Genomic DNA, 25,068 nt, shown 5'->3' with positions numbered 1-25,068 from the left:
ATTAATTATCTTCGTATTCGTCACCGAAGTTAAATGTTAGAGAAAAACGTAATGTATTTTCTAATGGGTTTCTCACTTTCGAAGCAGAGAACAAATATGAAACATCAATTTTTACGATGTTATATTTGAAACCAGCACCTAAAGTCATATACTTTCTCGCACCTTTTTCTACACTTTCATTAAAGTAACCTCCTCTAAAAGCAAATGAATCTTGATACCAATATTCTGCTCCTAAAGCCCAAGTAAACTCTTTCATTTCTTCAGAAAAACCATCTGGTGCATCTCCAAATGATTGAAAAATTCCGCTTGTCCAACTAATTTGTCTATAGTTTTGATTATTAATTGCATTTTGCTCATCTTGAGTAACATCATCTGGATCTGTAAAATCACCATCATTATTACTATCAATTGCTGCATCTGGAATTTGTGGTGTTGGCACTAATAATTTAGTAACTTCTCCAATAAGACTCACTTTGTTATAATCATCGAAAATAAAATCGAAACTACCACCCAATCTCATATTTGCAGGAAGAAAATTTTCATTTAACTGATCATTATCGTAAGAAATTTTCGGACCTAAATTTTGAAAATTGAAACCTGCTCTCCATCTTCCGTTGAAGCTATCATAGGCTTCTTCTTCAGATTGATATAAACCTGAAATATCAACAGCAAATGTAGAAGCTGGTTTAGCATCAGAAGTTTGATTAGCAATTTTTAGATTAGAACGAATGTAACGTCCTGCCACACCCATTGCGAATTCTGGGCTAAGTTTTAATGAATACGAAACATCTAAAGCAAATTCATTTGGACTTGTAATTACAGGAACTTCATCTGGACTACCAGTTTCTCTTAACTCAATATCTCCGAAACCGAAGTAACGTAAACTTCCTGCGAAAGCACTACGCTCATTAAATCTATTAAAATAAGTAATTTGACCTAATGAAATGTCGTTAGCAATACTTGTTAAATAAGGCGTATAACTCATTGAAAACCCTTGTTTTTGCTTAGAAAAAGCATATTTTGAAGGATTGTATTGTTGTGAATAAGCATCCGCTGAAGTAGCAACTCCCATATCTGCCATACCCGCGGAACGTGCATCGGCAGCAATTAGTAAAAATGGAACTCCAGTTGTAATTACTCTGTCTTGCGCATTTGAAAGCTGAGCAATTAAAACAATTGATAAAAATTTAAATAGATTCTTCATCTGTTGGTTTTGGTTATTAATAGTTATTTCAGATGTAATTTTGCTTCAATATTTTTTAATTTTTATAGTAAGCCGACAAATATACATTTTTTTTATAGGATAACAAGTTTTTCTATTTTTTCTGATGTTTTACCTGTTACGGATGATTTAACAGTTAATCTATAAACATAAACACCTTTTCCAATTCTATCTCCAAAATCATCTTTCCCATCCCATTTTACATCTCTAGAATTAAACCCTTCATTTACAATTGTTTGATTAATAGTTTTTACCAATTTACCAGTAATTGTCAATATTTGCACTTGCACATCTAAAGATTCAAATGGTCTATTATGATTGAACCAAAACTCCGTATAACTTACAAATGGATTTGGATAATTTAACACGTGTTCCAGTTCCAATTCGCCATCTCCAATTACAATAAACTGAATTTCAGCGGTTATTAAATTATTGTAAACATCCCAAGCTTTAAACAAAATCGTATGCAAACCTGGAGCTAAATCTCTATAAGGATAAGTGACTTTTCCTTTTTTATAATTATCCGTTTCTGTTTCGTAATAATCATTTAAAATATAAGGATTATTTTCGTTTCCGTCTAAAATTGCCACAATATCGTGACCAATACCACTAGCTGTATTTATACCATTTTCATCCTCCAAAAAGGCTAAGAAAATTGGTGATTTGTTTGTAATTCCTCCATTTACAAAATTAGTATCATTCATATACAATTTTAGTTTTGGTGGTGTGGTATCTGATGGAGCAGCTATATTAACTCCACCTACTTTAATCTGACTATTATATCCGGTTTGATCTTGTAAAATTGGATTACTGCTTTTCGCATAAAAACTTACTCTTGCATTACCAACAGGGATTTGAATATCTTGTGGCACGATGAAACTAAATTCGAATTTACCGTTAACAACTGAAGCATTTCCTCTGTAAATCACTTCACCTAAAGTGGCAAAATTTAATTTTGGTTGATTATATGGCGGTAACGAAGCGTTATCATTATCTAAAGTTAATCTGTTCAAATTTTTATCATAAACTTGAACGGCTAAATCACCATTATAATTTCCTATCAACGCATTGTTTTCATCCAAAACTTCACCTGTTAAAATGGCTAATGACAAAGCTTGTAAAGAAAGTGTTGTAGTGTTAATATCTTGACCATTTACTTTAGTAAGAACAACCTTTGGTCTTGGAATGGCTAATTTTAAAGCTGGATCACCAATATAAAACACCACTCTTTTATTAGAACCTCCAACATCCAATTTAGAACGACGTAAGCTTTCTGCAATGGATAAATAAGAATTATTTTCCATAGTAAACAAATTAGCATAAATTTCTTCGTTTAATTGAATTCCTAACGACTGTCCAATTTGTCTTGTTGTTGCTAAAAGCGCAATTGCACCACCAGCCTTATTCCAATACATATATTCACCACCTGTTGGACGATTTGGATCGTCAAAACGCGTAAACTCGCATGTTATAGTAATAAACAAAGGGTATTTATATCTATTATTAAGTACTTGAGCATCTGCTTTTTCAAAAATACGTTCCACCGCAAAACTTTCTTCATTACCGTGACCGTAATAATTTAAAACTAAAGCTCCCAGCTCAATTGCATCTATAAACGCTTTCTTAGCTAAAGGATATCTTGGTCCACCCGCGCTTACTTGCTGCGAGTAAGCGTCTGTGAAAATTTTATTGGTATTAAAGAATGGATTAGCAATTGTAACTTGATCTGCTAAATTATTTAAATCTCTTTGCAAGAACCAATCTCCAGATAAAAACGGATTAGGATCATCTGCATAATACACTAAATTATTACGCCATCTTTTATATGATTTTTCATCATGATATTCTTTAACTTTGTTTACCATTTCCGCAGCTTGAACATTAGAAGAAACCAACATTCTACCAACCGCAAGATCCATATGATCTATTGAAGAATTCATATCACCTTCATTATTGTCCATTAGTGTAAAAAAATCATCGGACATAAATGATGAAAACAAAGAGAAATTACTACTATTATTAGAACTCAAAGATTGCGAAACATAAAATCCGTGAAAAATAGGCACTATGTTATTATTATTAGTAATTCTATTTTTAAAATCATAAGAAGCGTCACCAAATAAATTTAAATATTTCACTCTATTTAAAGTACTTGACGCATTATCATAAACATATTTTACAAAATTCCGAATAGCAGCAACATCTTGTTTTCCGCCACCAAATTCTTTATAAATAGAGGAAAGTGTTACAACTTTCACATTCATATTTGAATTATTTCGGTGAAAATTAGCCAAACTTTCCGCTTGAGCAACTAAAGTTGATGGAGTAACAATTAAATAATCTATATCCTGAAAAACACCCTGATTATTATTAAAAATTGTCCCTTTTAAATTCTGATTTGCAACATTTGTATCAGCATCTTTTAATGGAGAATACGTGTCTGAATAATCAACAACTACAAATTTTTTCTCTTGTCCTAAAGGTAATTTGAAAGAAATACTTGTTTGTGTGTTATCTAATTTGGTTGCATTATACATATCTGTTACATCCCAAACCGATTTGATATTTGTTGCATTAGTAATTGTAAATTGACCAACACCAACATTCGTTTTTATTAATTCATTCGAAAACAAAAACTGTTTACCATACCCTTTTAATTCAGCATTATATTTTAAAATGATATAATCCAAATATCCTTTAGATGAAGGCACACCATTGTTGTTATACTCTAAATTAATGTTTACTGAATTACTTGTTGGTGTAAAAGTTGTATTTAATATATTCTCAAAACCTAAAGCAGAACCAGAAGCCGCATTAATAGGTACGTTTCCAATTTCAATATTATTGGCTTTCACTTTAAAAGAAGTTGTAACAAATGAAACTGCCGCAAAATCTGCTGAAAAATCAACTGCAGAACCAGTAACATAATTAGGCAGAGTGAAATTAAAACTTTGATTTTCTACAACATTAAAACTTTCACCAAACCATCTTCTTCCAATTTTACCAGCATTTACCAAATCAACTTCATGAAATTGATAACCATCGTAATTTGACATCAATAAAGTTGCTGCAACAGCAGGCTCCGTATAAGGTTGCATTCTTTTTCCTGAAGAACTCGACGACGTTACATAATAATACGATTTATCTGTAAATTGATTTACATGAGTTAAACTTTCTTCATTCCAAGTATCTACACCTTCGGCATAAAATAAAATATAATCACCATCATTAAAAACACCATCATCTTCACCAATAAATTGAACAGCATTTTCTTCCAAATCAATTGGATATGGAATACTATTTAACAAAGGTAACATCCTACCTCCGTTTCCGTAAATCTTAATATTCCTTGGATCTACGCCGACATTTACCCCTAAACTTTGTAAAAAACCTTTACTAATTTTATAAACACCTGATTTTTCAACATAAAATCTATGCCAATTACCATTCGCTAATACAGAATTCTGAATAGCATTTACAGTATTTATTGATTTATTTGAATTTGAAATTGTATATTCTAGTGTAAAAGACTTAACCCTTTTAAAGCTTGAGCCTTCCTTGACAATAGGATTAAAACTAAAAGATAAATAAGGTTTATCTCTTGCAAAAGATGAAAATGTTTTAAAATCTAATTTTGAATTAATTTTAGATGGATTCAAAACACCTAATAAAGAGACATCAATAGTTTCATAAACTACATTAGTAAGCGATGCGCCACCTTCAGAAACTAATCCTTCAACATGAATACTATTAGAGTATTTAATAGTTTTCTTAGACTCATCAAACTCAAAATTCTCCGCTTCAAATTGCGGTAAATTATATTTTATTTCACCTATTACAAATGTGGAATTATTTGTCCAAACAAGTGAAAAATCCTTCGAATTTTGAGCAAAGCTCATAAACGAAGCAAACAACAGTATAAATAAATTCTTTTTCATTATCATAGTAACGCAAAATAAAATAAAATATTGTTAATATTAAAAATTTATATAAATTTATACAATATTTAACACGTTTATCCGTTAGTATTACATCAAGTTTATATAATGTTTAATTTTTTTTATTTTTTTGTTGCATATTAATGGTTTATTACTATCTTGCGGCACTTAAATTATTACCTACAAAAGTATGAAAGTTACTAAAATTATGACTTTAAAATTGTTATTAGCATTGTCTTTAACAATAGGTTTTACCAGCTGTAGCAAAAAAGGAAGCACTAAAGGTGGTTCTAGCGCAACTGGATGGCAAATCAACGACAAAAAAGGTGGTTTCCAGTATAACACAAAATTCAAAAAGCAAGAAACTCCTCCTGGAATGACTTCTATTGAAGGTGGTACGTTTACAATGGGAAAAGTTGAAGACGACGTTATGCACGATTGGAACAACAGTCCAACTAAGCAACACGTTCAATCTTTCTTTATGGACGAAACTGAGGTTACAAACATGATGTATGCAGAATATTTATTCTGGGTAAAATCTGTTTATCCTCCGACAGAAGATAATTACAAGCATATTTACAACGGAACTATTCCAGATACTTTAGTATGGAGAAATCGTTTAGGTTATAACGAAACGATGACTAACAACTATTTAAGACACCCAGCTTATGCTAACTATCCAGTAGTTGGAGTTAACTGGATTCAGGCAACTGAATTTTGTGAATGGAGAACAAACCGTGTTAACGAAAATATTCTTGAAAAAGAAGGTTACCTTAAAAAAGGTAATAAAATTAGTTCTGACGTAACAGCTGAATCTAATTTCGATACAGAATCTTACATTAACTCACCATCAAAAACTTTTGCTGGTAATGAAGAAATTGTATTAAAAAAACCAATGGGAGCTAAAAGTAGCGGAAGAAGACCTGCTAAAGATGGTGCTGCTGCTGAAGGTTCATCAGAAGCTAAAAACGTATACGCTCAAAGAAGTTCTGGTTTAATCTTACCAGAATACAGATTACCAACTGAAGCAGAATGGGAATATGCTGCGTTAGCTTTAGTAGGAAACAGAGAATACAATATTTACAAAGGTCAAAAGAAATACCCATGGAAAGGTCAATATACTCGTTCAGGTAAAAGACAATTAAGAGGAGATCAATTGGCTAACTTTAAACAAGGTAAAGGAGATTACGGTGGAATCGCAGGATGGTCTGATGACGGTGCTGATATTACAAACTACGTAAAAGCTTACCCTCCAAACGATTTCGGTTTATACGATATGGGTGGAAATGTAGCTGAATGGGTACAAGACGTTTACAGACCTATTATTGATGATGAAGGAAATGACTTCAACTACTTTAGAGGTAACGTATATACAAAAAACAAAATTGGTGAAGACGGAACTGTAGAAATGGTTACTGTTGACAACATTAAATATGACACTTTACCTAACGGAAAAGTAATGGCTAGAAACTTCCCAGGATCTATTGCTCAAGTTCCAGTTGATGATAATGAAACATATTTAAGACAAAACTTCTCTACTTCTGATAACAAAAATTACAGAGATGGTGATAGACAATCTACAAGATACTTTGACTTTGGTTCTTCTGAAGAAGAAAAAGATAAAGCAGATGATCCAAACAAAAGAATGTACAAATCTCCATTACATAAAATTTCTGTAGATAGTGCTGGAAACCAAGTTAAGCAATTTGACAAGGCTGACAACAGAACTACTTTAGTTGATGATAATGTAAGAGTATACAAAGGTGGATCATGGAGAGATAGAGCTTACTGGTTAGATCCAGCTTCAAGAAGATATTTCCCACAAGATATGGCAACTGACTACATTGGATTTAGATGTGCAATGTCTAAAGTTGGACCAAAATCTAACAAGAAAACTCCAAGAGGAAACGTAAAAGGATAATAATTCTTCAAAATTTTTTAAAAAAGCCCTTTAATTTTAAAGGGCTTTTTTTTATTTTAGCAGTATGGAAATAAAAGAAATCTACAATAACTTTTTGCAAACCACTGGTATTGCAACTGACAACAGAAAAATCAACACAGACAACTTATTTGTTGCCCTTAAAGGCGACAACTTTAACGGAAATAAGTTTGCTTTAAGTGCTTTAGAAAATGGCGCTAAATTTGCAATTATTGATGAATCAGAATACAAAATAGATGATAGATTTATTCTGGTAAAAGATTCATTAACTGCCTTGCAACAATTAGCAAACTACCATAGAAATCAATTAAAAATTATTATAATTGGTTTAACTGGAAGTAACGGAAAAACAACAACCAAAGAATTAATCAACGCTGTTTTATCTCAAAAACTTAACACCAAAGCTACAATTGGAAACTTAAACAACCATATTGGAGTTCCTTTAACGCTACTTTCTTTTGACTCTTCTACAGAAATAGGTATTGTAGAAATGGGCGCCAATCATCAAAAAGAAATTGAAATGCTTTGCGGAATTTGCCAACCTGATTTCGGTTACATTACTAATTTCGGAAAAGCACATTTAGAAGGATTCGGTGGAACTGAAGGTGTTATAAAAGGGAAAAGTGAATTGTACGAATATTTATCTTCGCACCACAAAACAGTTTTTGTAAATTCAGATGATGCCATTCAAAATAAAAAAACAACAAACATCAACAGAATTACTTTTGGTATAAACAATACTGCTAATTTTGTTAACATTACAAAAATAGAAACCAATCCGATGTTGAAAATTGAATTTGAAGACACGACAATTCAATCGCACTTAATTGGATTATATAATGCCAATAATATTAATGCAGCCATCACAATTGGAAAACATTTTGGCATAACAAATGATAAGATTAAATTTGGTTTAGAAAATTATATTCCTAATAACAATCGATCTCAATTATTAGAAAAGGATACGAACAAAATAATTTTGGATGCTTATAATGCGAATCCTAGCAGCATGAACGCAGCTTTAACTAACTTCTTTCAGTTAGAAGAAAAATACAAAGTAGCTATTTTAGGAGATATGTTTGAATTAGGAATTGAAAGTTCAGACGAACACAAAAAACTGATTGAATTTTGTTTCAATCAAGAGGATATCAACTTCCATTTTATTGGAAAGGATTTTTTCGCACATAAAAATTCAAATACAAATATGAATTTTTATGAAACTTTTGAAACTTTCCAATCTGCATTTCCAAATCAAAAAATAGAAAATAGTTTCTTACTTATAAAGGGCTCACGTGGCATGAGTTTAGAAAGAACTTTAGATTTATTATAAAAAAAGAGCAACCGGTATTCGGTTGCTCTTTTTTATAATATTGAAAATCAATAAAATTATTTTACTATGATTTTCTTGATTGTATTGTTTTTAAACTTCAACAAGTATATTCCTTTAGCATAACCTGAAAAATCTAATAATGTTATCGGCTCTTTAATTGATATTTCTTTTATCTGTTTACCCGTAGTATCAAATAATACTGCTTTTGAATCTATAAGTTCTGATTGTGTTACGTTAACTGTAATAATATCCGTACTTGGATTTGGATAAACACTAATTGTTCCAATACTATTTACATATTCATCTGCTGAAAGAAAAACATTATACAAATCACTTTCCCAAACACCTCTTCCATAAAAAGAAACTCTAATTACACTATTACTTGTCCCATCAAAATAACCAAACAAATCAGTAATCCTTGCAATAACCGGCAATCCTGTAGAAAAACTTGCCCAATCAGTCATTGTGTTATTTCTGTAATACACACCAAATGGAGTTGTTAAATAAAAACTTTCATCTGATTTATATGGATCATGAATTAAATTGAGAATATTACTACTTGAGAGCGTTCCTGAAATATCTGACCAGTTAATAGCCTTATTAATAGAACGATACACTCTATTCCCACAGGTTAAATAAACAATATTAGTATTGTTTTTATTAACAACTATTGTACTGTAAACATCTGTTTCAGAAGGTGCCGTAGAAACTTGCGCAAAAGCACTTCCATTTGAAGTATAATGAACTTGACCATTATCAAGAACAACATATATTTCATTTAAATTTGTTGGAGAGACTGCAACACTTTTTATTGTTCCTGTAAATATTTTTACAGTAGTCCAAGTAGGAGAAGCGGTAAGAAGATTAATGGTTTTTTTAAGTTCAACTCCTTGACTTACTAATCCAAAACTAGTATTCTGATCTGTAAAAACATAATTATCATTATTACTAGGAGATGTGATTCCATATGAAGACTCAGGATCATTTAGAACAAGATCTTTTTTTGTTGCATCTTCGTGGTAATATGCAATATTTGGATTAGAGTAATCAAATGTCACTTTAGATCCCCAATCTCCTCCACGATTACAAAACCATGCATTGTTATTTAAATAAATTTCCCCATTATCTTGTGTACCTACAGTAACAATATTTCGAGATAATTTACTATGCCCCATATGATAAATTTCAGTTGCACTTAAACCGTTAGAACTCTGTACCCAATTATTTCCTCCATCTGTACTTGAAAAAATACCTCCATCATTAATATTATATAACTTAGTATTATCGTAAGGAGAACTTATTATTTGATGCATATCTGTATGACAATTCTCATACCAGTTAGTCAGTTTCGACCATGTAACTCCTGCATCCGTACTTTTCCAAACTACATGACCTACTGCATATACTATATTTGCATTAATTCTATCTGCAAAAATATCCCAGTTATAGTTACCTTGTCCGTTTTCAGTTGGTTCATAACCATTTAGGTTGGGTTGGTTATTTCCTTTTCTTAATGTAAAAGTTACTCCTGAGTCTGTAGATTGATATATAATTCCTCCTTTTGATGTTGTCGCAGAATCATTATTACTTCCCACAAAACCAACATATACAACAGAACTATTAGAAGCCGAAGTAGTGATTCTTCCTCCATTTCCAGGAACAGGATTTACAGATGCAATTTGCGACCATGTTTCTCCATCATTAGTACTTCTCCAAAATTGGTTATCGTTAACAGCATAAATTATTGTTGTTGAACCTGGTTTATATTCCATATCTTTAAAGGCACCTCCACTTTTTTTAACAGTCCAAGTAGCACCAGCATCAGTGCTTTTCCATATTCCATCAGTTGTTGCAGCTAATATGGTATTATTATTATTTGGGGAAACAAGAATTTCAAGCGCCATACGATTACTAATTCCTGAATTTGAAATAGACCATGTCACCCCTCCATTACTACTTTTATAAACACCATATTCATCAGAATAATAATTAGCATCTCCTGTAGATAAATAAAGTATATTATCATTAGTAGGATCTACACAAATTGCAGAACAACTTCCTTGTGGAATCTGAAAATCTGTAGATGTCTTAATCCAACTTGAACCAGCATCACTACTTATCCATAAACCACCAGAAGCACTAACTGCATATATTTTTTGATTGTCTGTGGGATGAAATTTTATTTGACTAACTCTACCAATTCCGTTTATTTGTCCAGAGATGTCTGTTGGAAATAAAACTGGTCCTTTAATTGTCCAGTTTCCACTTGTATTTTGAGCAAACGCAAATTTTGTAAAAAAAATTATTGATAATAGAAGTACTTTTCTTAGATGTAGTAACATTTTTTTTTAATTTTTAATTTCTAGCTTTTTTTTCTTTTTCCCAAATTTCTAATTTCTCATCTTGAGTTAAAAGTGTTCCATCGCTTTTTACATAAGCTAAGTTTTTTTTCTGCCATAAAAGAAATTTCTTATATTCAAAACTGTAAAGTATCGCTTCTTTTTCTTTATTTTCCCTTATTTTAGAGTTCTTTGCAGCAAAAATCTCTCCTTCTCCAACAGGTTTTTCTTTATTTTTCCAATATTCATTAAAAGTAGATACGGCTTCGAAATAATTCACATTTGGATCGTTCATCATTTTTATCCACTCTGGAGTGTCATCTTTAGCGTCTTGAGCTTTTACATTTTGCAAGAAACCAAAGAAAAGTATAAGAATTTTAAAAAGAATATTTTTTGTTTTCATTATATATACAATTAAATTTATAAAACTACTAATTAACAACAAACTAGCTGTCGAACAAATATATAATTTATTTTAATTATTTGTGATGGATTAAACAATTTTTCTGCAATTTTGAATACTAGAATACTAAACAAAAAAACAACATAAGTAGTAAAAAAAATGAGACACAAAAAAGCCCGACTTAAAAATCGGGCCTTTATATATTTATAATTGAAATAAATTATTTTACTAATCCTCTTGAAATAACAATTCTTTGAATTTCAGATGTTCCTTCATAAATTTGAGTAATTTTAGAATCACGCATCATTCTTTCCACATGGTATTCACTTACATAACCGTTTCCACCATGAATTTGAACCGCTTCATTAGCTACTTCTAAAGCAATTTCAGAAGCATATAATTTAGCCATTGCACCAGAATGTGCAATATCTTCACCTAAATCTTTTTCAGCCGCAGCTTTGTGAATCAACAATCTTGCAGCCGTAGTTTTTACATGCATGTCAGCTAATTTAAAAGCAATCGCTTGATGTTGAAAAATTGGTTTTCCAAAAGCTACACGTTCTTGAGCATATTTCAAAGCCAATTCATAAGCACCTTGAGCAATACCTAAAGCTTGAGAAGCAATTCCAATTCTTCCTCCATTTAAAGTTGACATCGCAAATGAAAATCCGAAACCATCTGCACCAATTCTGTTTTCTTTAGGAACTTTTACATTATTGAATAATAAAGTATGCGTATCAGAACCTCTAATTCCCATTTTCTTTTCTTTCGGTCCAATATCAAAACCTTCCATTCCTTTTTCCATAATAAGAACGTTAATTCCTTTATGACCTTTAGAAGCGTCAGTTTGAGCAATTACTAAATAAGTAGAAGCTGTTCCTCCATTTGTAATCCAGTTTTTTGTTCCGTTTACTAAATAATGGTCACCCATATCAATAGCAGTAGTTCTTTGCGAAGTAGCATCAGAACCTGCTTCTGGTTCAGATAAACAGAATGCTCCAATTACATCACCTTTAGCTAACGGAGTTAAATATTTAATTTTTTGTTCTTCTGAACCATATTTTTCTAAACCTGCACAAACCAATGAGTTATTTACAGACATGATAACAGCGGCAGAAGCATCAACTTTAGCAATTTCTTCCATTGCTAAAACATAAGAAATACTATCTAAACCAGCTCCACCATATTTAGGATCAACCATCATTCCTAAGAAACCAAGTTCTCCCATTTTCTTAACTTGTTCAGTCGGAAACTTTGAATGTTCATCTCTTTCTATAACACCAGGTAACAATTCTGTAACAGCGAAATCTCTTGCCGCTTGTTGAATCATTAATTGCTCTTCGTTTAATTTAAAATCCATTATTTTACTATAGGTTAATTGAATATATCTGAAAAATTTCGTTCAAATGTAGTTATTTTATATGAAATTTTCAATAAGAAATTGTATTTTTAACCCATGTTTAAGCAGAGCTATAATGTTATCGGAGTAATGTCGGGCACTTCATTAGATGGAGTGGATTTGGCACATATAAAATTTGAAATAAATAATAATAAATGGTCGTACAAAATTTACGAATGCGACACCATTTCTTATTCAACTGAAATCATTTCTAAACTAAAAAACGGAATTAATTTCAACACAACTGAACTTTCAGATTTAAATATTGAATACACCAATTTACTTGGAAACATTATTTCTGACTTCATTACCAAAAATAACATTTCAAATATTGATGCAGTTTGTTCACACGGACATACGATTTTACATCAACCTCAAAATGGATTCACGCTTCAAATTGGAAATTTACCTGAAATTGCAAAAATCATTCAACAAAAAGTGGTGTGCGATTTCCGAGTTCAAGATGTGAAATTTGGAGGTCAAGGCGCGCCTTTAGTGCCGATTGGGGATGAAATTTTATTTTCAGAATTTGATTATTGTTTGAATTTAGGCGGATTTTCAAATATTTCATTCGAAGAAAACAATCAAAGAATTGCGTTTGACATTTCACCTGTCAATACCGTTTTAAATTTTTATGCGAATACTTTCGGATTAGAATATGACGATAAAGGTAAAATTTCTGCTTCAGGAAAATTGAATTCGGAATTATTATACGAATTGAATCAACTAGAATTTTACAACAAATCGTTTCCGAAATCGTTAGGTTTCGAATTCGTAAAAGAAACCGTTTTACCAATTTTAGAAAGTTATACCATTTCAACCGAAGACAAAATGCGAACTTTTACAGAACATATTGCGTTTCAAATTGGGAAAATTCTAAAATCAAAATCAGGAAAATTATTAGTTTCTGGCGGCGGTGTGTATAACGATTTTTTAATTGGCAGAATGAAAGCACATTTACCAACTATTGAAATCATCATTCCAGATGAAAAAACCATAAAATTTAAAGAAGCTTTAATTTTTGCTTTATTGGGTGTTCTAAAACTACGAAACGAAATTAATGTTTTAGCAAGTGTAACTGGTGCGAAATATAATCATAGTTCAGGTGAAATTTTTGAATTTAGTTCTTAATAAAATCAGTTACATTTTTAATTAAATCCTTGCTTTTTAAATCGTGTCCTAAACCTTCTGTCAAAATTAATTGACTGTTTGTCCAATGTTTATTTAATCGGATAGAATAGTTATAATTCGTAGCTAAATCATTTTTATCATGAACGATTAAAGCTGGAATGGAAATACTTTCTGCAAATCTAGCACTCGAAAAATAACTTGGTGCTTTTCCTAATTGTGTTTGAAATTCATCAATAATTAAATTTAGAGATTTCATTGTTAATCCTAAAGTTTCTTTATAAAAATCGAAGAAATCAGAAGCTTCACCTGGCGCACCCATAATTACTACTTTTTCAATCGTATGTTCTTTATATTGATCTAAAAAATAGGTCGTGGCAAATCCTCCAATAGAATGACTAATTATAGATGAAATTTCTGAATTTAATTTTAAAAATGCATGAATCACTTTCGCATATAAAACCACATGAATCGATTTTCCTGATGACAAACCGTGTGCGGGCGCATCTAAGGCATAAACGGTGAAATCATTTTTAAGTAAATGTTCTATGTAATTTTTCCAACGAAAAGAATGACTCGACCAACCGTGAACTAGCAATATTTTTTTACTACCACTACCCCATTTATAGGTTTGAATTTTATAACCTTCCAAATCCAAAACTTCCGACATTCCTTTTTGTAGAAATTCCAATTGATGCGGTTTTACTTTTCGAGCAAACGGATTACAAAAAAGTAGAAAACCATCCTTTTTTAGCTTTTTTGGGTACACAAATGACAATAAATTGAAATAAAAACCCATTGATTTTTGCATTATTTTCTTAAAATTCATCTTTATTTATATTTTAAGATACCAATTGGTATCAAATTATTTAAATTTTTTTATAGTAATATATCGGAAACTATCCAGTTTTTTAAATGATTGACTACAATCTCAATATCGGAGTTGGAATTTTGTAATTTACTCATCATCACGCCTCCTTCAAGGGTTGAAATCATTATAGTTGCCACTAATTTTTCATTAACTAAAGCCCCGACTTGTTTATGTGTTTTTCCATTGATAATAATTCTTTCAACAGAATCACGAAAAACAGTTAAAGCTTGTTGTGCTTTTTGTTTCAATTCTAAGTTAGTATCGTCTACTTCAACAGCAACATTAAGCAAGGGACAACCGCCAATAATTAGTGGATTTGTAATGTAACTTTGAAACAAATTCAATACACAAAACAGCTTATCTCTTGTGTTATTTTGAGCCTTAATTTTCTCATTTAGCGCCACAAAAATAGCTTGCATCATTTTCTGAAAAGCTTCAATTTCTAAACATTCTTTACTCTCAAAATGCCTATAAATCGCACCCTTGGTTAAGCCCGTAGCATCAGTAATATCACTCAAAGACGTAGATTTATACCCTTTTGTATTAAAAAGGTTTGTCGCTTCTTTTAGCACTTTTGCTTTAGTTATTTCTGAGGATCGCATATGCAAAGATACCAATCGGTATCAAAATAACAAAAAAAAAGTAAAATTTCTTTTTACATTGTTTGAAAAAGCTAAATTTGCATATCAAAATTAACTTGACTTATTATGAAATCGCAACAATAAAATGTTTGTTTGCAAACTCAAATAAAAATAAGCGATACCATATATACCTTAAAAAAATAAACATATCATATATGAAAGATTTACTACATAAATTCGAAAATAAAGAACCAGAAATCGTTTTCAATTGGAAAGATCCAGAAACCGAAGCAGAAGGATGGACAGTTATTAATTCTTTACGTGGTGGTGCCGCTGGTGGTGGAACACGTATGAGAATAGGTTTAGATCAAAATGAAGTACTTTCTTTAGCGAAAACTATGGAAGTGAAATTTTCAGTATCTGGTCCTGCAATTGGTGGAGCTAAATCTGGAATTAATTTTGACCCAGCAGATCCTCGTAAAAAAGGAGTTTTAGAACGTTGGTACAAAGCCGTTTCTCCATTATTGAAAAATTATTATGGAACAGGTGGTGATTTAAATGTAGATGAAATTCACGAAGTAATTCCAATGACGGAAGAATGTGGTGTTTGGCATCCACAAGAAGGTGTTTTTAACGGACACTTCAAACCAACTGAAGCGGATAAAATTAATAGAATTGGACAATTACGTCAAGGAGTAATTAAAGTGATTGAAAACGGAGAATTCACTCCAGATTTATCTAAAAAATACACAGTAGCCGATATGATTACAGGTTACGGTGTTGCTGAAGCAGTGAAACATTTCTACGGAATTTATGGCGGAAGCGTTGTGGGCAAAAAAGCCATCGTACAAGGTTTTGGTAATGTAGGTTCAGCTGCAGCCTTTTATTTAGCTAAAATGGGTGCGAAAGTAGTTGGAATTATCGATAGAGATGGTGGTGTAATTAACGAAAACGGATTTACATTCGAAGAAATTACAGAATTATTCAGAAATAAAGATGGAAACAAATTGGTTTCTGACCAAATGATTCCTTTTACTGAGATCAATGATAAAATTTGGAAAATGGGTGCGCAAATTTTTGCTCCATGTGCCGCTTCAAGAATTGTTTCTAAAGACAATGTTGAGAATATGATCGCTTCTGGTTTAGAAGTTATTTCTTGTGGTGCGAATGTTCCATTTGCCGATAAAGAAATTTTCTACGGACCAATTATGGAAGAAACGGACAACAAAGTAAGTTTGATTCCAGATTTCATTTCTAACTGTGGAATGGCGAGAGTTTTCGCTTACTTCATGGAGAAAAAAGTTCAAATGACTGATGATGCTATCTTTAATGATGCTTCAGAAATTATTGGAAAAGCGATTCAAAAAACATTTGATGCCAATTCAAGTAAAACAAATATCAGTGCAAGAGCTTATGAAATTGCATTGAAACAATTGGTGTAAACACACACTACTATTTTTCTTAAAAAAAACTACGTTGGAACAATTTTTGACGTAGTTTTTTTGTTTCAACAATTTTTATTACATTTATTCGTTATTATAACATAAATTTATTGAATGAGAAAATCTATAAAAATATTAAAATACATTAATGATCACGGCTCAATGTTGCTACTTATATTTGCGATTTTAGCTATAATTTTATATTTTCTTGTTCGATATCTAAAAAAACAAGATTTCTCTGATTCTAGAAAATCACTTATCATAACTATTTATTCTTTTGGAAGTATTTTACTTCTATTGTTTTTCCTTCGTTTTTGGCCTCCTTATGGCAAAACCGAAATGCTTATTGCTCAAGGCGGTGGCGGAGGTGGAGTTGAACTTAATTTCGGAAATACCGATCGAGGCAAAGGTGATGATTATTTGAGCGAAACTTTAGAAGTCAATATGAAAGAAGTCGCTGCTCAACCTGTTGAATCTACTCCTGATGAAATTTTAACACAAGATAATGTTGGTGCAGATGTTCCTACTCCAGTTAAAACAAACGTTAAACCAAAAGATAAAAAACCTACTGTAACCAAGCCAGTGGAAACTCCAAAAATTCCAGTTAAGAAAACTAATAGTGCCTTATCAAATATGATTAAAGGTAATAAAAAAGGTGGTGACGGGAATAGTGGCACAAGTGGAAACCAAGGTTCAGCTAATGGAAGTACTAATTCTAACGGATACTACGGAAATGGTGGTTCTGGAGGTGGAACGGGTGGCGGAAACGGAACTGGAAACGGAACAGGTTCTGGAGCCGGAAGCGGTTCTGGATCAGGTGGTGGAAATGGAAGTGGTAATGGAAAAGGAAATCACAGTTTAGCTGGAAGACGCTTCGTATCCCAGCCACAAATTGATAATGACTGTAATCAAGCAGGTCGTGTAACAATTGAAGTTACAGTTGACCGTTCTGGGAATGTTATTTCTGCAGTAAACAGTAAAGGTTCAACTGCTGATGCTTGCTTAATTAATTTAGCAAGAAAATATGCTAAACAAACTAAATGGTCTGCTAGCGAAACTGCTGCTGAAAGACAAGTCGGCACAATCACTTATAACTTTTCATATTAAATTTAGTACCTAAATAAAAATTATGAAAAATATTTTAGTCCTTATTTTTATACTAAGTTCGATTTTTAGCTTTGCACAAAATTCTCAAGAAAACAAAAGCAATACTAAATTAACAGGACGTGGTGTACAATTTACACCAACAATTGACAACAATTGTAATTCAGTTGGAAAAGTAGTATTAGAAATAACTGTAGACAAATCTGGGAAAACTATTTCCGCTGTAAATTCAAAAGATTCAACGGCCGACAATTGTTTAATTGAACTAGCAATAAAATATGCCTTAAAAACGAAATGGAAACCAAGTGAAACAGCACCAGAAAAACAAGTTGGAACTATTACTTATAACTTTTCATATTAAATATTCGTAAATCTTACTTCGAACTTCGTAAATCATACTTCGTACTTTTTACTATATTTGCATCTCTTAAAAAACACTAAAAAATGCAACATATAATTGATCGTTTTATTGGATACGTAACTGTTGATACAGAATCAGATCCAGAATCAAACACTACACCAAGTACTGCTAAACAATGGGATTTAGCCAATAAATTAGTTGAAGAATTAAAACAAATTGGTTTAACAGACGCATCTATTGACGACAAATCATACGTGATGGCGACTTTACCGAGTAATTTAGATTACGAAGTACCAACTATCGGTTTTGTTTCTCACTTTGATACGACTCCAGATTTTACTGGAAAAGACGTAAAGCCACAAATTATAAAAAATTATGATGGTGGTGATATCATTTTAAATGCAGAAAAAAACATCATTCTTTCTCCTTCTTATTTTAAAGATTTGTTGTTGTACAAAGGTCAAACTTTAATTACAACTGATGGAACAACTTTATTAGGAGCTGACGACAAAGCGGGAATTACCGAAATTATGACTGCGATGGAATTTTTAGTTCAAAATCCTCAGATTAAACACGGAACATTAAAAGTTTGTTTTACACCTGATGAAGAAATTGGTCGTGGTGCCGATCATTTTGATGTAGAAAAATTTGGTGCAGATTGGGCTTATACAATGGATGGAAGTCAAATTGGAGAATTAGAATACGAAAATTTTAATGCCGCTGGTGTAAAAATCAGATTCAAAGGAAAAAGTGTACATCCTGGTTATGCGAAAGGAAAAATGATTAACTCTATGCTTTTAGCGAATAAGTTTATCAATAAATTACCAAAAGACGAAACTCCGGAAACGACTAAAAATTACGAAGGATTTTATCACGTGACGAATATTCAAGGAAGTATTGAAGACACTTTAGTACAATTGATTATTAGAGATCATAACCGTAAGAAATTCGAAAAACGTAAAGAATATATTGAAGAAGTTGTAGCGAAAATCAACAAAAAACATAAAAAACAATTTGGTGAAGATATTGCTGTTTTAGAAATAAAAGACCAATATTACAACATGCGCGAAAAGGTGGAACCTGTAATGCATATTGTAAAATTAGCAGAACAAGCGATGATAGAATTAAACATCAAGCCATTAATTAAACCTATTCGTGGAGGAACAGATGGTTCTCGTTTATCTTTTATGGGATTACCTTGTCCGAATATTTTTGCAGGTGGACATAACTTCCACGGAAAATACGAATATGTTCCTGTAGAAAGTATGCAAAAAGCTATTGAAGTAATTGTTAAGATTGCAGAATTAAATGCAATTCAGAATAAAAAATAAGAGAACTTCTTTAAAAATAAAAATCCCAAACTCACTACTGAATTTGGGATTTTTTATTACTTATAATTTAAAACTATTTCTTCTCATTTAATTTTAAACTCATTTCTGCAGAAATTGAACTTTTTTCAATTTTCAATTTACCAGACATGGTTTCCATTACGATTGTAGATTCCGCAATTTCAGAAACTTTACCATGAATTCCAGCAATAGTAATAATTTTATCGCCGGCTTTTAAATTCGATAAAAAAGTTTTCTCTAATTTGATTTTTTTGTTTTTTGGCATAATGATTAAGAAGTAAAACACTCCTAACATTAACACCAACTGAATAATTAAGGTTGGGTTCATTTATTTATTTTTTAGTTTTTATACTTGCTTTAATTTTAATATTTTCTACAATTTTTTCCGTGTTACAAGTAACCATAATGGTTTTAGTTACTTCACCTGATTTTCCGTTGGAATCGAATTTAACACTAATTGGCGCTGATTTACCTGGTTCAATTGCTTCTTTAGTAACTTCTGGAACTGTACAACCGCAAGAACCATGTGCGTCAACAATATATAAATTTTTATCGCCAACGTTTTTGATTAAAAAAGTAGTTTCTACAATTTCGCCTTGTTCAATTTCTCCAAAATCATGAATTTCTTTATCAAATTCAACTTTAGTTTTTGGCACTTTTGCGTTATCTTCTAAACTTGTTGTAGTTGTGATTTCCTCTGTTTTTTCAATTTCTTTTTTACAAGAAAAAGTCATTAACAATGAAGCAACTACGAAAATTCTAACTATTTTTTTCATCATAATTATTTTTACAATAATCCTCTACCAGATTTACTAAACTTTTCAGAAGCTTGAAAATCTTTCACCAAATTATCTAAAATTCCATTGATAAATATACTACTTTTTGGAGTAGAATATTCTTTAGCGATTTCTAAATATTCGTTTAAAGTTACTTTTACAGGAATAGAAGGGAATTTTAACAACTCACAAATGGCCATTTTAAGAATAATCGTATCTAATTCTGCAATACGTTCTTTATCCCAATTTGGTGTTTTGTTTTCAAATTCTTTAGCGAATTCTACTTCATTTAAAACTGTTTTTCTAAATAAATTTCTAACAAATTCTTTGTCGTCTAAATCTTTAAAAACTTGTGGTAATTCAATAGAATCTTCAAAACTTCTAATCGCTTTGATTTGTTTAGAAATTAAGGTGTTAATTACTGGAATATCATCTACCCAAGTGATTTTAAAATCTTCTAAATAATCGTATAATTTTTCGTTTGGCGCAATAATTTCATTAAAAACATCGTACATAAAGAAAATGTCTTTTTTGAATTCTGTTGTTTCGACAGCCATATATCTTTTATACAAATCAGATGCTTTAATAGCTTCTAATAGAAAGAGAATACAATCGTCGTTACGTTTCCAGTTGTCAATTTTTCTTTCTTCTAACTTATCATAAAAAGCCGCATGATTGGCTATAATTTTGAAAAAGCTATTATTTACAAACTTAAAATTAGGATTTTGTTCTTCTTTGGTAGCCAAATGTTTTTTAGAAGCAAGTTCTAAATAGGTTCTTTCTTTCAATTGTAATTCATCGAAAATAGAAAGCATTACTAAATACAAATCTTGAGAATTGTCTATACTTTGTAATAAAAATCTTTCTTCCTTATCTAATGAATCGGATTCGTGCTGATGCATCGCGTAAATGGTTTGCATCACTTTTACTCTATAATGTCTTCTGTTAAGCATGGCTAAGAACTTTAAAAAATTATCCCGAAACAATTTTTATAATTATTTCGGGACAAATTTACAATATTTTATTTTAAAGAATTATTTGTTTTGTAATTCTTTTTTTCTGTCATCAATTCTTTTTTGAGCAATATTTAATGCTGCTTGATGTGTTGTGATATTTTGAACATCCGATAATTTAAAAATATCCATTGCAGTGTTGTAAATATTTTCTGTTTTCTCCATTACCTGAGCAGATGTTAAACTTGCTAATTCTGAATATACATTAATTACTCCACCAGCATTAATTAAGAAATCAGGCGCATATAAAATACCTTTTTCTTTTAATAATTTACCGTGAATTACTTCATTTGCTAATTGATTATTAGCAGCTCCAGCAATAACTTTTGCTTGAATTTTACTAATAGTATCGTCATTGATAGTTGCTCCTAAAGCACAAGGTGCGTAAATATCTACATCTAAACTATATAAATCGTTTCCTGTAAAAATTTTAGCTCCGTATTTTGAACCAACTTCGTGTAATCTGTTTTCGTTGATATCAGAAATAGTTACGATAGCACCTTCGTTTGTTAAATGTTGCACTAACACTTCACCAACGTGACCAATACCTTGAACCAAAACTCTTTTTCCAGCTAAATTATCTACTCCAAATTTATGTTTTGCAGCGGCTTTCATACCCATAAAAACACCATAAGCAGTAATTGGAGAAGGATTTCCAGAACCACCTTTACTTTCAGAGATACCAGTAACATATTTTGTCACTTCTCTAACTGTATCCATGTCTTTCGTTTCCATTCCTACATCTTCAGCAGTAATATATTTTCCTGATAAAGAGTCTACGTATTCACCAAATTTTCTCATTAATTCAGGTGTTTTCTCTGTTTTGGCATCACCAATAATTACAGCTTTTCCACCACCTAAATTTAAACCTGAAATTGAAGATTTAAAAGACATCCCACGAGATAATCTTAATACATCATTTAAAGCTTCCCATTCGTTAGAATATTTCCACATTCTTGTTCCTCCTAATGCAGGTCCAAGAACTGTATTATGAATTCCGATTATTGCTTTTAAACCTGTATCTTTGTCATTACAGAACACAACTTGCTCGTGTCCATCGAAAGAAATTTGACCAAAAACAGGATCTACTTTGTGTAGTTCATTTGAATTTATAATATCTGTTGTCATGAGTATGTTTGATTTTTTATCAATAATAAGATACAAAAATATGTATAAATTATATATAATTCTTGTTTTTTATTTTATTTTTACGAATACAATAATTTAACATGTTACAAAATAAATGTTAAAAACCATAAATTAATTAACAAAAATCCAATTATTTTAAAATATATTACTTTAAATGAAAGAATTACAATATTTAAATAAATATTTCATAAAATACAAATACCGATTTCTATTTGGAATAATTATCACAATTGTTGCTCAAATATTTGCTTTATATACGCCAGAATTAGTCGGAAAATCAATTTCTTCCATTGAAGCATTTCTAAAATCAGGAAACAAAGACACTACTTTATTAAAAAAAGAGTTGTTTCAAAACATTGCTCTTATTTTCATTTGCACATTAATTGCTGGGTTTTTAACTTTCTTGATGCGTCAAACCTTAATTGTAATGTCTCGATTTGTAGAATTTGATTTAAAGAATGAAGTATTTAATCATTACCAAAATCTTTCTCAAAATTTTTATAAAAGAAACAGAACAGGAGATTTAATGAATCGAATTAGTGAAGATGTTGGAAAAGTGAGAATGTATGTTGGACCAGCCGTAATGTATACCATAAATACTGTGATTAGATTTGCTGCCATTATTATTAGTATGTCGGCAATCAATGTAAAATTGACCGTTTATTCTTTATTACCCTTACCTATTTTATCTTATAGTATTTTTGTATTAAGTAAACGTATCAATAAAAAAAGCACCGAATACCAACAAAACTTATCGACATTATCTTCTTTTACACAGGAATTTTTCTCTGGTATTAGAGTCATAAAAGCCTACGCATTAGAAAAAGACAGAAACAATCACTTCATCAAACTTTCTGAAATTAGTAAGCAAAAAAACTTATCACTAGCAAAAACACAAGCATTATTTGGACCATTAATGGTTTTATTAATAGGTTTAAGTTACTTAATTGTGATTTACGTCGGCGGTCAAATGTATGTTCGTGGCGAAATAAAAGACATTGGTGTAATTGCGAAATTCCTTTTATATATTGGAATGTTGGTTTGGCCAGTTGCTTCGTTTGGTTGGGTTTCTTCCTTGGTTCAAGAAGCAGAAGCCTCACAAAAACGAATTAACGAATTTTTATTAGAACAACCCGAAATTCAGAATGTCGGACATATTACAACCGAAATTGAAGGGAAAATAACTTTTGAAAATGTGTGTTATATTTATGACGACACCAATATTCAAGCTTTAGATAACATCAGTTTTACAATTAATAAAGGAGAAACAGTTGCAATAATGGGAAAAACAGGTTCTGGAAAATCAACCATATTATCTTTATTAACTCGAATTCACGATGTTACCGGAAATTCAAAAATTAAAATTGACGATCATAATTTAACCGAATACGATTTGTATCATTTACGAAATAGTATGAGTATTGTACCTCAAGATCCTTTTTTGTTTTCTGATTCTATAAAAAACAATATCAAATTCGGAAAAGAAGACGCAACTGATGAAGAAATCGTAACTGCAGCAAAAATGGCTGTAGTAGATGATAACATTCAATCGTTCACTAACAAATACGAAACCATTTTAGGAGAAAGAGGAATTACGTTATCCGGTGGACAAAAACAAAGAGTTTCCATTGCACGTGCCATCATAAAAGAAGCGCCAATTTTAATTCTAGACGATTGCTTAAGTGCAGTTGACACAGAAACAGAAGAAAAAATTGTAAATAACTTCAAAAGTATATTCAACAAGAAAACAACTATAATCGTAACACATCGTGCTTCTGCTGCAAAAAACGCAAACAAAATTATTGTGTTAGATTCGGGTAAAATAATTCAAGAAGGCCCTCATAATCAACTAGTAAATGAAGAAGGTTTTTATAAAAATTTATTCATTAAACAACTTTCTGAAAAAGAAAATGCCTAAAAAATTGTTTACTATTATTTTTTTTTAGATTTTTGAAACACCAAACCAACTAATAATTGAACGAAGGATTATGAATGACAAAGAATTATTAGAAAAAGACATTTTTTCTAAAGTATTAAGAGCAGGAAGAAGAACGTACTTCTTCGACGTTAGAGCAACAAAAGCTGACGATTACTACATTACCATTACAGAGAGTAAAAAGTTTACTGAAGAAGATGGTTCGTACCATTTCAAGAAACACAAAATTTATTTATACAAAGAAGATTTTGCTGCTTTCAATGAAATTTTAGGTGAAATGACAGAATATGTAATCAACCATAAAGGTGAAGAAGTAATTTCCGAAAGACATCAAAAAGACTTTAAAAAAGAATCTGATTATTCTGAAGCATTATATCAAGAAGAAGAAACTACTACAACTTCCTCAAACAGTTACACTGATATTAATTTCGACGATATTTAATATAAAAGCACTTTCAATTGAAAGTGCTTTTTTTTTCTATACTTCAATCTATAAGTAAATTCACTTAGTTATTATTCAACTAATCAATACTTGTTTCTTTCTTGGGCGTTCCCTCGTTTCATAAGTATTGTTTTAACAAGACGTTAAGTCTTACAACGAGGTCGTGTGTTCCGCTATATCTTTTATTTTGTTGCAAACGTTTGGTATCGAGATAGGTAAAACAGATTAGCAACAAAAAAAAAGGATGCCACTCCACCCACTAACGCATTGGTTTTCAGAAGATATTAACTGCTATAAACAAAAAAAAGTCCCATCGGGACTAGATATAAGTAAAAAAAAGGATGCC

At 31.0% G+C, this 25,068-nt stretch carries 20 protein-coding genes; 9 read left to right on the top strand and 11 right to left on the bottom strand.

Going from position 1 to position 25,068, the window contains the following annotated elements; genetic code table 11:
• Position 1 precedes the first annotated feature (1 nt).
• A complete protein-coding gene (porV, locus tag G6N05_RS00100; protein WP_166124501.1) occupies positions 2-1,204 on the bottom strand; it encodes a type IX secretion system outer membrane channel protein PorV in 1,203 nt (400 codons plus the stop codon).
• Between the two features lie 92 nt (positions 1,205-1,296).
• Positions 1,297-5,160 (bottom strand): type IX secretion system sortase PorU, encoded by a 3,864-nt coding sequence (porU, locus tag G6N05_RS00095; RefSeq protein ID WP_166124499.1) that lies wholly within the window; start codon positions 5,158-5,160, stop codon positions 1,297-1,299.
• 190 nt (positions 5,161-5,350) lie between these two features.
• Here porU and gldJ point away from each other — a divergent pair, with 190 nt between their 5' ends.
• Both gldJ and G6N05_RS00085 read left to right on the top strand, forming a co-directional pair.
• The gene (gene gldJ, locus G6N05_RS00090; RefSeq protein WP_166124497.1) at positions 5,351-7,081 is read left to right on the top strand and encodes a gliding motility lipoprotein GldJ; all 1,731 of its coding nucleotides are present in this window, start codon (positions 5,351-5,353) and stop codon (positions 7,079-7,081) included.
• Positions 7,082-7,145: 64 nt separating this feature from the next.
• Complete coding sequence (locus tag G6N05_RS00085; RefSeq protein ID WP_166124495.1) at positions 7,146-8,429, top strand: UDP-N-acetylmuramoyl-tripeptide--D-alanyl-D-alanine ligase; 1,284 nt, start codon at positions 7,146-7,148, stop codon at positions 8,427-8,429.
• 56 nt (positions 8,430-8,485) lie between these two features.
• Here the strand turns inward: G6N05_RS00085 and G6N05_RS00080 are convergent, their stop codons facing one another.
• The 3 genes from G6N05_RS00080 to G6N05_RS00070 all read right to left on the bottom strand — a co-directional run bounded on the left by G6N05_RS00080 (position 8,486) and on the right by G6N05_RS00070 (position 12,531).
• Complete coding sequence (locus tag G6N05_RS00080; RefSeq protein WP_166124493.1) at positions 8,486-10,771, bottom strand: T9SS type A sorting domain-containing protein; 2,286 nt, start codon at positions 10,769-10,771, stop codon at positions 8,486-8,488.
• A 13-nt stretch (positions 10,772-10,784) separates the two neighbouring features.
• Positions 10,785-11,171, bottom strand: a complete 387-nt coding sequence (locus tag G6N05_RS00075; RefSeq protein WP_166124491.1) for a hypothetical protein — start codon at positions 11,169-11,171, stop codon at positions 10,785-10,787.
• Positions 11,172-11,391: 220 nt separating this feature from the next.
• Complete coding sequence (locus G6N05_RS00070) at positions 11,392-12,531, bottom strand: acyl-CoA dehydrogenase family protein (RefSeq protein ID WP_166124489.1); 1,140 nt, start codon at positions 12,529-12,531, stop codon at positions 11,392-11,394.
• A gap of 96 nt (positions 12,532-12,627) precedes the next feature.
• Here G6N05_RS00070 and G6N05_RS00065 point away from each other — a divergent pair, with 96 nt between their 5' ends.
• The gene (locus tag G6N05_RS00065) at positions 12,628-13,701 is read left to right on the top strand and encodes an anhydro-N-acetylmuramic acid kinase (RefSeq protein ID WP_166124487.1); all 1,074 of its coding nucleotides are present in this window, start codon (positions 12,628-12,630) and stop codon (positions 13,699-13,701) included.
• On the opposite strand, the gene G6N05_RS00060 is transcribed toward G6N05_RS00065, so the two are convergent.
• Together G6N05_RS00060 and G6N05_RS00055 are read right to left on the bottom strand one after the other, a co-directional pair.
• Positions 13,691-14,527, bottom strand: coding sequence for an alpha/beta hydrolase (locus tag G6N05_RS00060; RefSeq protein ID WP_166124485.1), 837 nt, complete (start codon positions 14,525-14,527; stop codon positions 13,691-13,693). The two genes, G6N05_RS00065 and G6N05_RS00060, sit on opposite strands and share 11 nt — an antisense overlap.
• 50 nt (positions 14,528-14,577) lie before the next feature.
• The gene (locus tag G6N05_RS00055; RefSeq protein WP_166124483.1) at positions 14,578-15,171 is read right to left on the bottom strand and encodes a TetR/AcrR family transcriptional regulator; all 594 of its coding nucleotides are present in this window, start codon (positions 15,169-15,171) and stop codon (positions 14,578-14,580) included.
• 194 nt (positions 15,172-15,365) lie between these two features.
• Here G6N05_RS00055 and G6N05_RS00050 point away from each other — a divergent pair, with 194 nt between their 5' ends.
• The 4 genes from G6N05_RS00050 to pepT all read left to right on the top strand — a co-directional run bounded on the left by G6N05_RS00050 (position 15,366) and on the right by pepT (position 19,388).
• On the top strand, positions 15,366-16,592 hold the full coding sequence (locus G6N05_RS00050) for a Glu/Leu/Phe/Val dehydrogenase dimerization domain-containing protein (RefSeq protein ID WP_166124481.1): 1,227 nt from the start codon (positions 15,366-15,368) through the stop codon (positions 16,590-16,592).
• 114 nt (positions 16,593-16,706) lie between these two features.
• A complete protein-coding gene (locus G6N05_RS00045; protein ID WP_225875105.1) occupies positions 16,707-17,699 on the top strand; it encodes an energy transducer TonB in 993 nt (330 codons plus the stop codon).
• Positions 17,700-17,721: 22 nt separating this feature from the next.
• Positions 17,722-18,057 carry a hypothetical protein gene (locus G6N05_RS00040; protein ID WP_166124479.1) on the top strand — a complete coding sequence of 112 codons (336 nt, stop codon included), beginning with the start codon at positions 17,722-17,724 and terminating at the stop codon, positions 18,055-18,057.
• Positions 18,058-18,140: 83 nt separating this feature from the next.
• Positions 18,141-19,388, top strand: a complete 1,248-nt coding sequence (gene pepT, locus G6N05_RS00035; RefSeq protein WP_166124477.1) for a peptidase T — start codon at positions 18,141-18,143, stop codon at positions 19,386-19,388.
• A 73-nt stretch (positions 19,389-19,461) separates the two neighbouring features.
• Here the strand turns inward: pepT and yajC are convergent, their stop codons facing one another.
• The 4 genes from yajC to G6N05_RS00015 all read right to left on the bottom strand — a co-directional run bounded on the left by yajC (position 19,462) and on the right by G6N05_RS00015 (position 22,323).
• Positions 19,462-19,734, bottom strand: coding sequence for a preprotein translocase subunit YajC (gene yajC, locus G6N05_RS00030; RefSeq protein ID WP_166124475.1), 273 nt, complete (start codon positions 19,732-19,734; stop codon positions 19,462-19,464).
• A gap of 4 nt (positions 19,735-19,738) precedes the next feature.
• Positions 19,739-20,182 (bottom strand): DUF1573 domain-containing protein, encoded by a 444-nt coding sequence (locus G6N05_RS00025; RefSeq protein ID WP_166124473.1) that lies wholly within the window; start codon positions 20,180-20,182, stop codon positions 19,739-19,741.
• Between the two features lie 11 nt (positions 20,183-20,193).
• Positions 20,194-21,135 carry a transcription antitermination factor NusB gene (gene nusB, locus G6N05_RS00020; protein ID WP_225875104.1) on the bottom strand — a complete coding sequence of 314 codons (942 nt, stop codon included), beginning with the start codon at positions 21,133-21,135 and terminating at the stop codon, positions 20,194-20,196.
• Positions 21,136-21,216: 81 nt separating this feature from the next.
• Positions 21,217-22,323: a Glu/Leu/Phe/Val family dehydrogenase gene (locus G6N05_RS00015; protein WP_166124471.1), complete on the bottom strand. Its 1,107-nt coding sequence runs from the start codon at positions 22,321-22,323 to the stop codon at positions 21,217-21,219.
• A 175-nt stretch (positions 22,324-22,498) separates the two neighbouring features.
• On the opposite strand from G6N05_RS00015, the gene G6N05_RS00010 reads away from it, so the two are divergent.
• Together G6N05_RS00010 and G6N05_RS00005 are read left to right on the top strand one after the other, a co-directional pair.
• Positions 22,499-24,262, top strand: coding sequence for an ABC transporter ATP-binding protein (locus G6N05_RS00010; protein ID WP_166124469.1), 1,764 nt, complete (start codon positions 22,499-22,501; stop codon positions 24,260-24,262).
• 70 nt (positions 24,263-24,332) lie between these two features.
• Positions 24,333-24,722: a PUR family DNA/RNA-binding protein gene (locus G6N05_RS00005; protein WP_166124467.1), complete on the top strand. Its 390-nt coding sequence runs from the start codon at positions 24,333-24,335 to the stop codon at positions 24,720-24,722.
• The last annotated feature ends 346 nt before the right edge of the window (positions 24,723-25,068 follow it).

The sequence above is a fragment of the Flavobacterium bernardetii genome (assembly GCF_011305415.1).
Taxonomy (GTDB): Bacteria; Bacteroidota; Bacteroidia; order Flavobacteriales; family Flavobacteriaceae; genus Flavobacterium; species Flavobacterium bernardetii.
This window is presented reverse-complemented; position numbering and strand designations above follow the sequence as displayed.

What these genes read in the sequence shown, in the direction of transcription:
- porV (WP_166124501.1), bottom strand. Translation starts at nt 1,204, where the DNA reads ATGAAGAATCTATTTAAATTTTTATCAATTGTTTTAATTGCTCAGCTT.
- porU (WP_166124499.1), bottom strand. Translation starts at nt 5,160, where the DNA reads ATGAAAAAGAATTTATTTATACTGTTGTTTGCTTCGTTTATGAGCTTT.
- gldJ (WP_166124497.1), top strand. Translation starts at nt 5,351, where the DNA reads ATGAAAGTTACTAAAATTATGACTTTAAAATTGTTATTAGCATTGTCT.
- G6N05_RS00085 (WP_166124495.1), top strand. Translation starts at nt 7,146, where the DNA reads ATGGAAATAAAAGAAATCTACAATAACTTTTTGCAAACCACTGGTATT.
- G6N05_RS00080 (WP_166124493.1), bottom strand. Translation starts at nt 10,771, where the DNA reads ATGTTACTACATCTAAGAAAAGTACTTCTATTATCAATAATTTTTTTT.
- G6N05_RS00075 (WP_166124491.1), bottom strand. Translation starts at nt 11,171, where the DNA reads ATGAAAACAAAAAATATTCTTTTTAAAATTCTTATACTTTTCTTTGGT.
- G6N05_RS00070 (WP_166124489.1), bottom strand. Translation starts at nt 12,531, where the DNA reads ATGGATTTTAAATTAAACGAAGAGCAATTAATGATTCAACAAGCGGCA.
- G6N05_RS00065 (WP_166124487.1), top strand. Translation starts at nt 12,628, where the DNA reads ATGTTTAAGCAGAGCTATAATGTTATCGGAGTAATGTCGGGCACTTCA.
- G6N05_RS00060 (WP_166124485.1), bottom strand. Translation starts at nt 14,527, where the DNA reads ATGAATTTTAAGAAAATAATGCAAAAATCAATGGGTTTTTATTTCAAT.
- G6N05_RS00055 (WP_166124483.1), bottom strand. Translation starts at nt 15,171, where the DNA reads ATGCGATCCTCAGAAATAACTAAAGCAAAAGTGCTAAAAGAAGCGACA.
- G6N05_RS00050 (WP_166124481.1), top strand. Translation starts at nt 15,366, where the DNA reads ATGAAAGATTTACTACATAAATTCGAAAATAAAGAACCAGAAATCGTT.
- G6N05_RS00045 (WP_225875105.1), top strand. Translation starts at nt 16,707, where the DNA reads ATGAGAAAATCTATAAAAATATTAAAATACATTAATGATCACGGCTCA.
- G6N05_RS00040 (WP_166124479.1), top strand. Translation starts at nt 17,722, where the DNA reads ATGAAAAATATTTTAGTCCTTATTTTTATACTAAGTTCGATTTTTAGC.
- pepT (WP_166124477.1), top strand. Translation starts at nt 18,141, where the DNA reads ATGCAACATATAATTGATCGTTTTATTGGATACGTAACTGTTGATACA.
- yajC (WP_166124475.1), bottom strand. Translation starts at nt 19,734, where the DNA reads ATGAACCCAACCTTAATTATTCAGTTGGTGTTAATGTTAGGAGTGTTT.
- G6N05_RS00025 (WP_166124473.1), bottom strand. Translation starts at nt 20,182, where the DNA reads ATGAAAAAAATAGTTAGAATTTTCGTAGTTGCTTCATTGTTAATGACT.
- nusB (WP_225875104.1), bottom strand. Translation starts at nt 21,135, where the DNA reads ATGCTTAACAGAAGACATTATAGAGTAAAAGTGATGCAAACCATTTAC.
- G6N05_RS00015 (WP_166124471.1), bottom strand. Translation starts at nt 22,323, where the DNA reads ATGACAACAGATATTATAAATTCAAATGAACTACACAAAGTAGATCCT.
- G6N05_RS00010 (WP_166124469.1), top strand. Translation starts at nt 22,499, where the DNA reads ATGAAAGAATTACAATATTTAAATAAATATTTCATAAAATACAAATAC.
- G6N05_RS00005 (WP_166124467.1), top strand. Translation starts at nt 24,333, where the DNA reads ATGAATGACAAAGAATTATTAGAAAAAGACATTTTTTCTAAAGTATTA.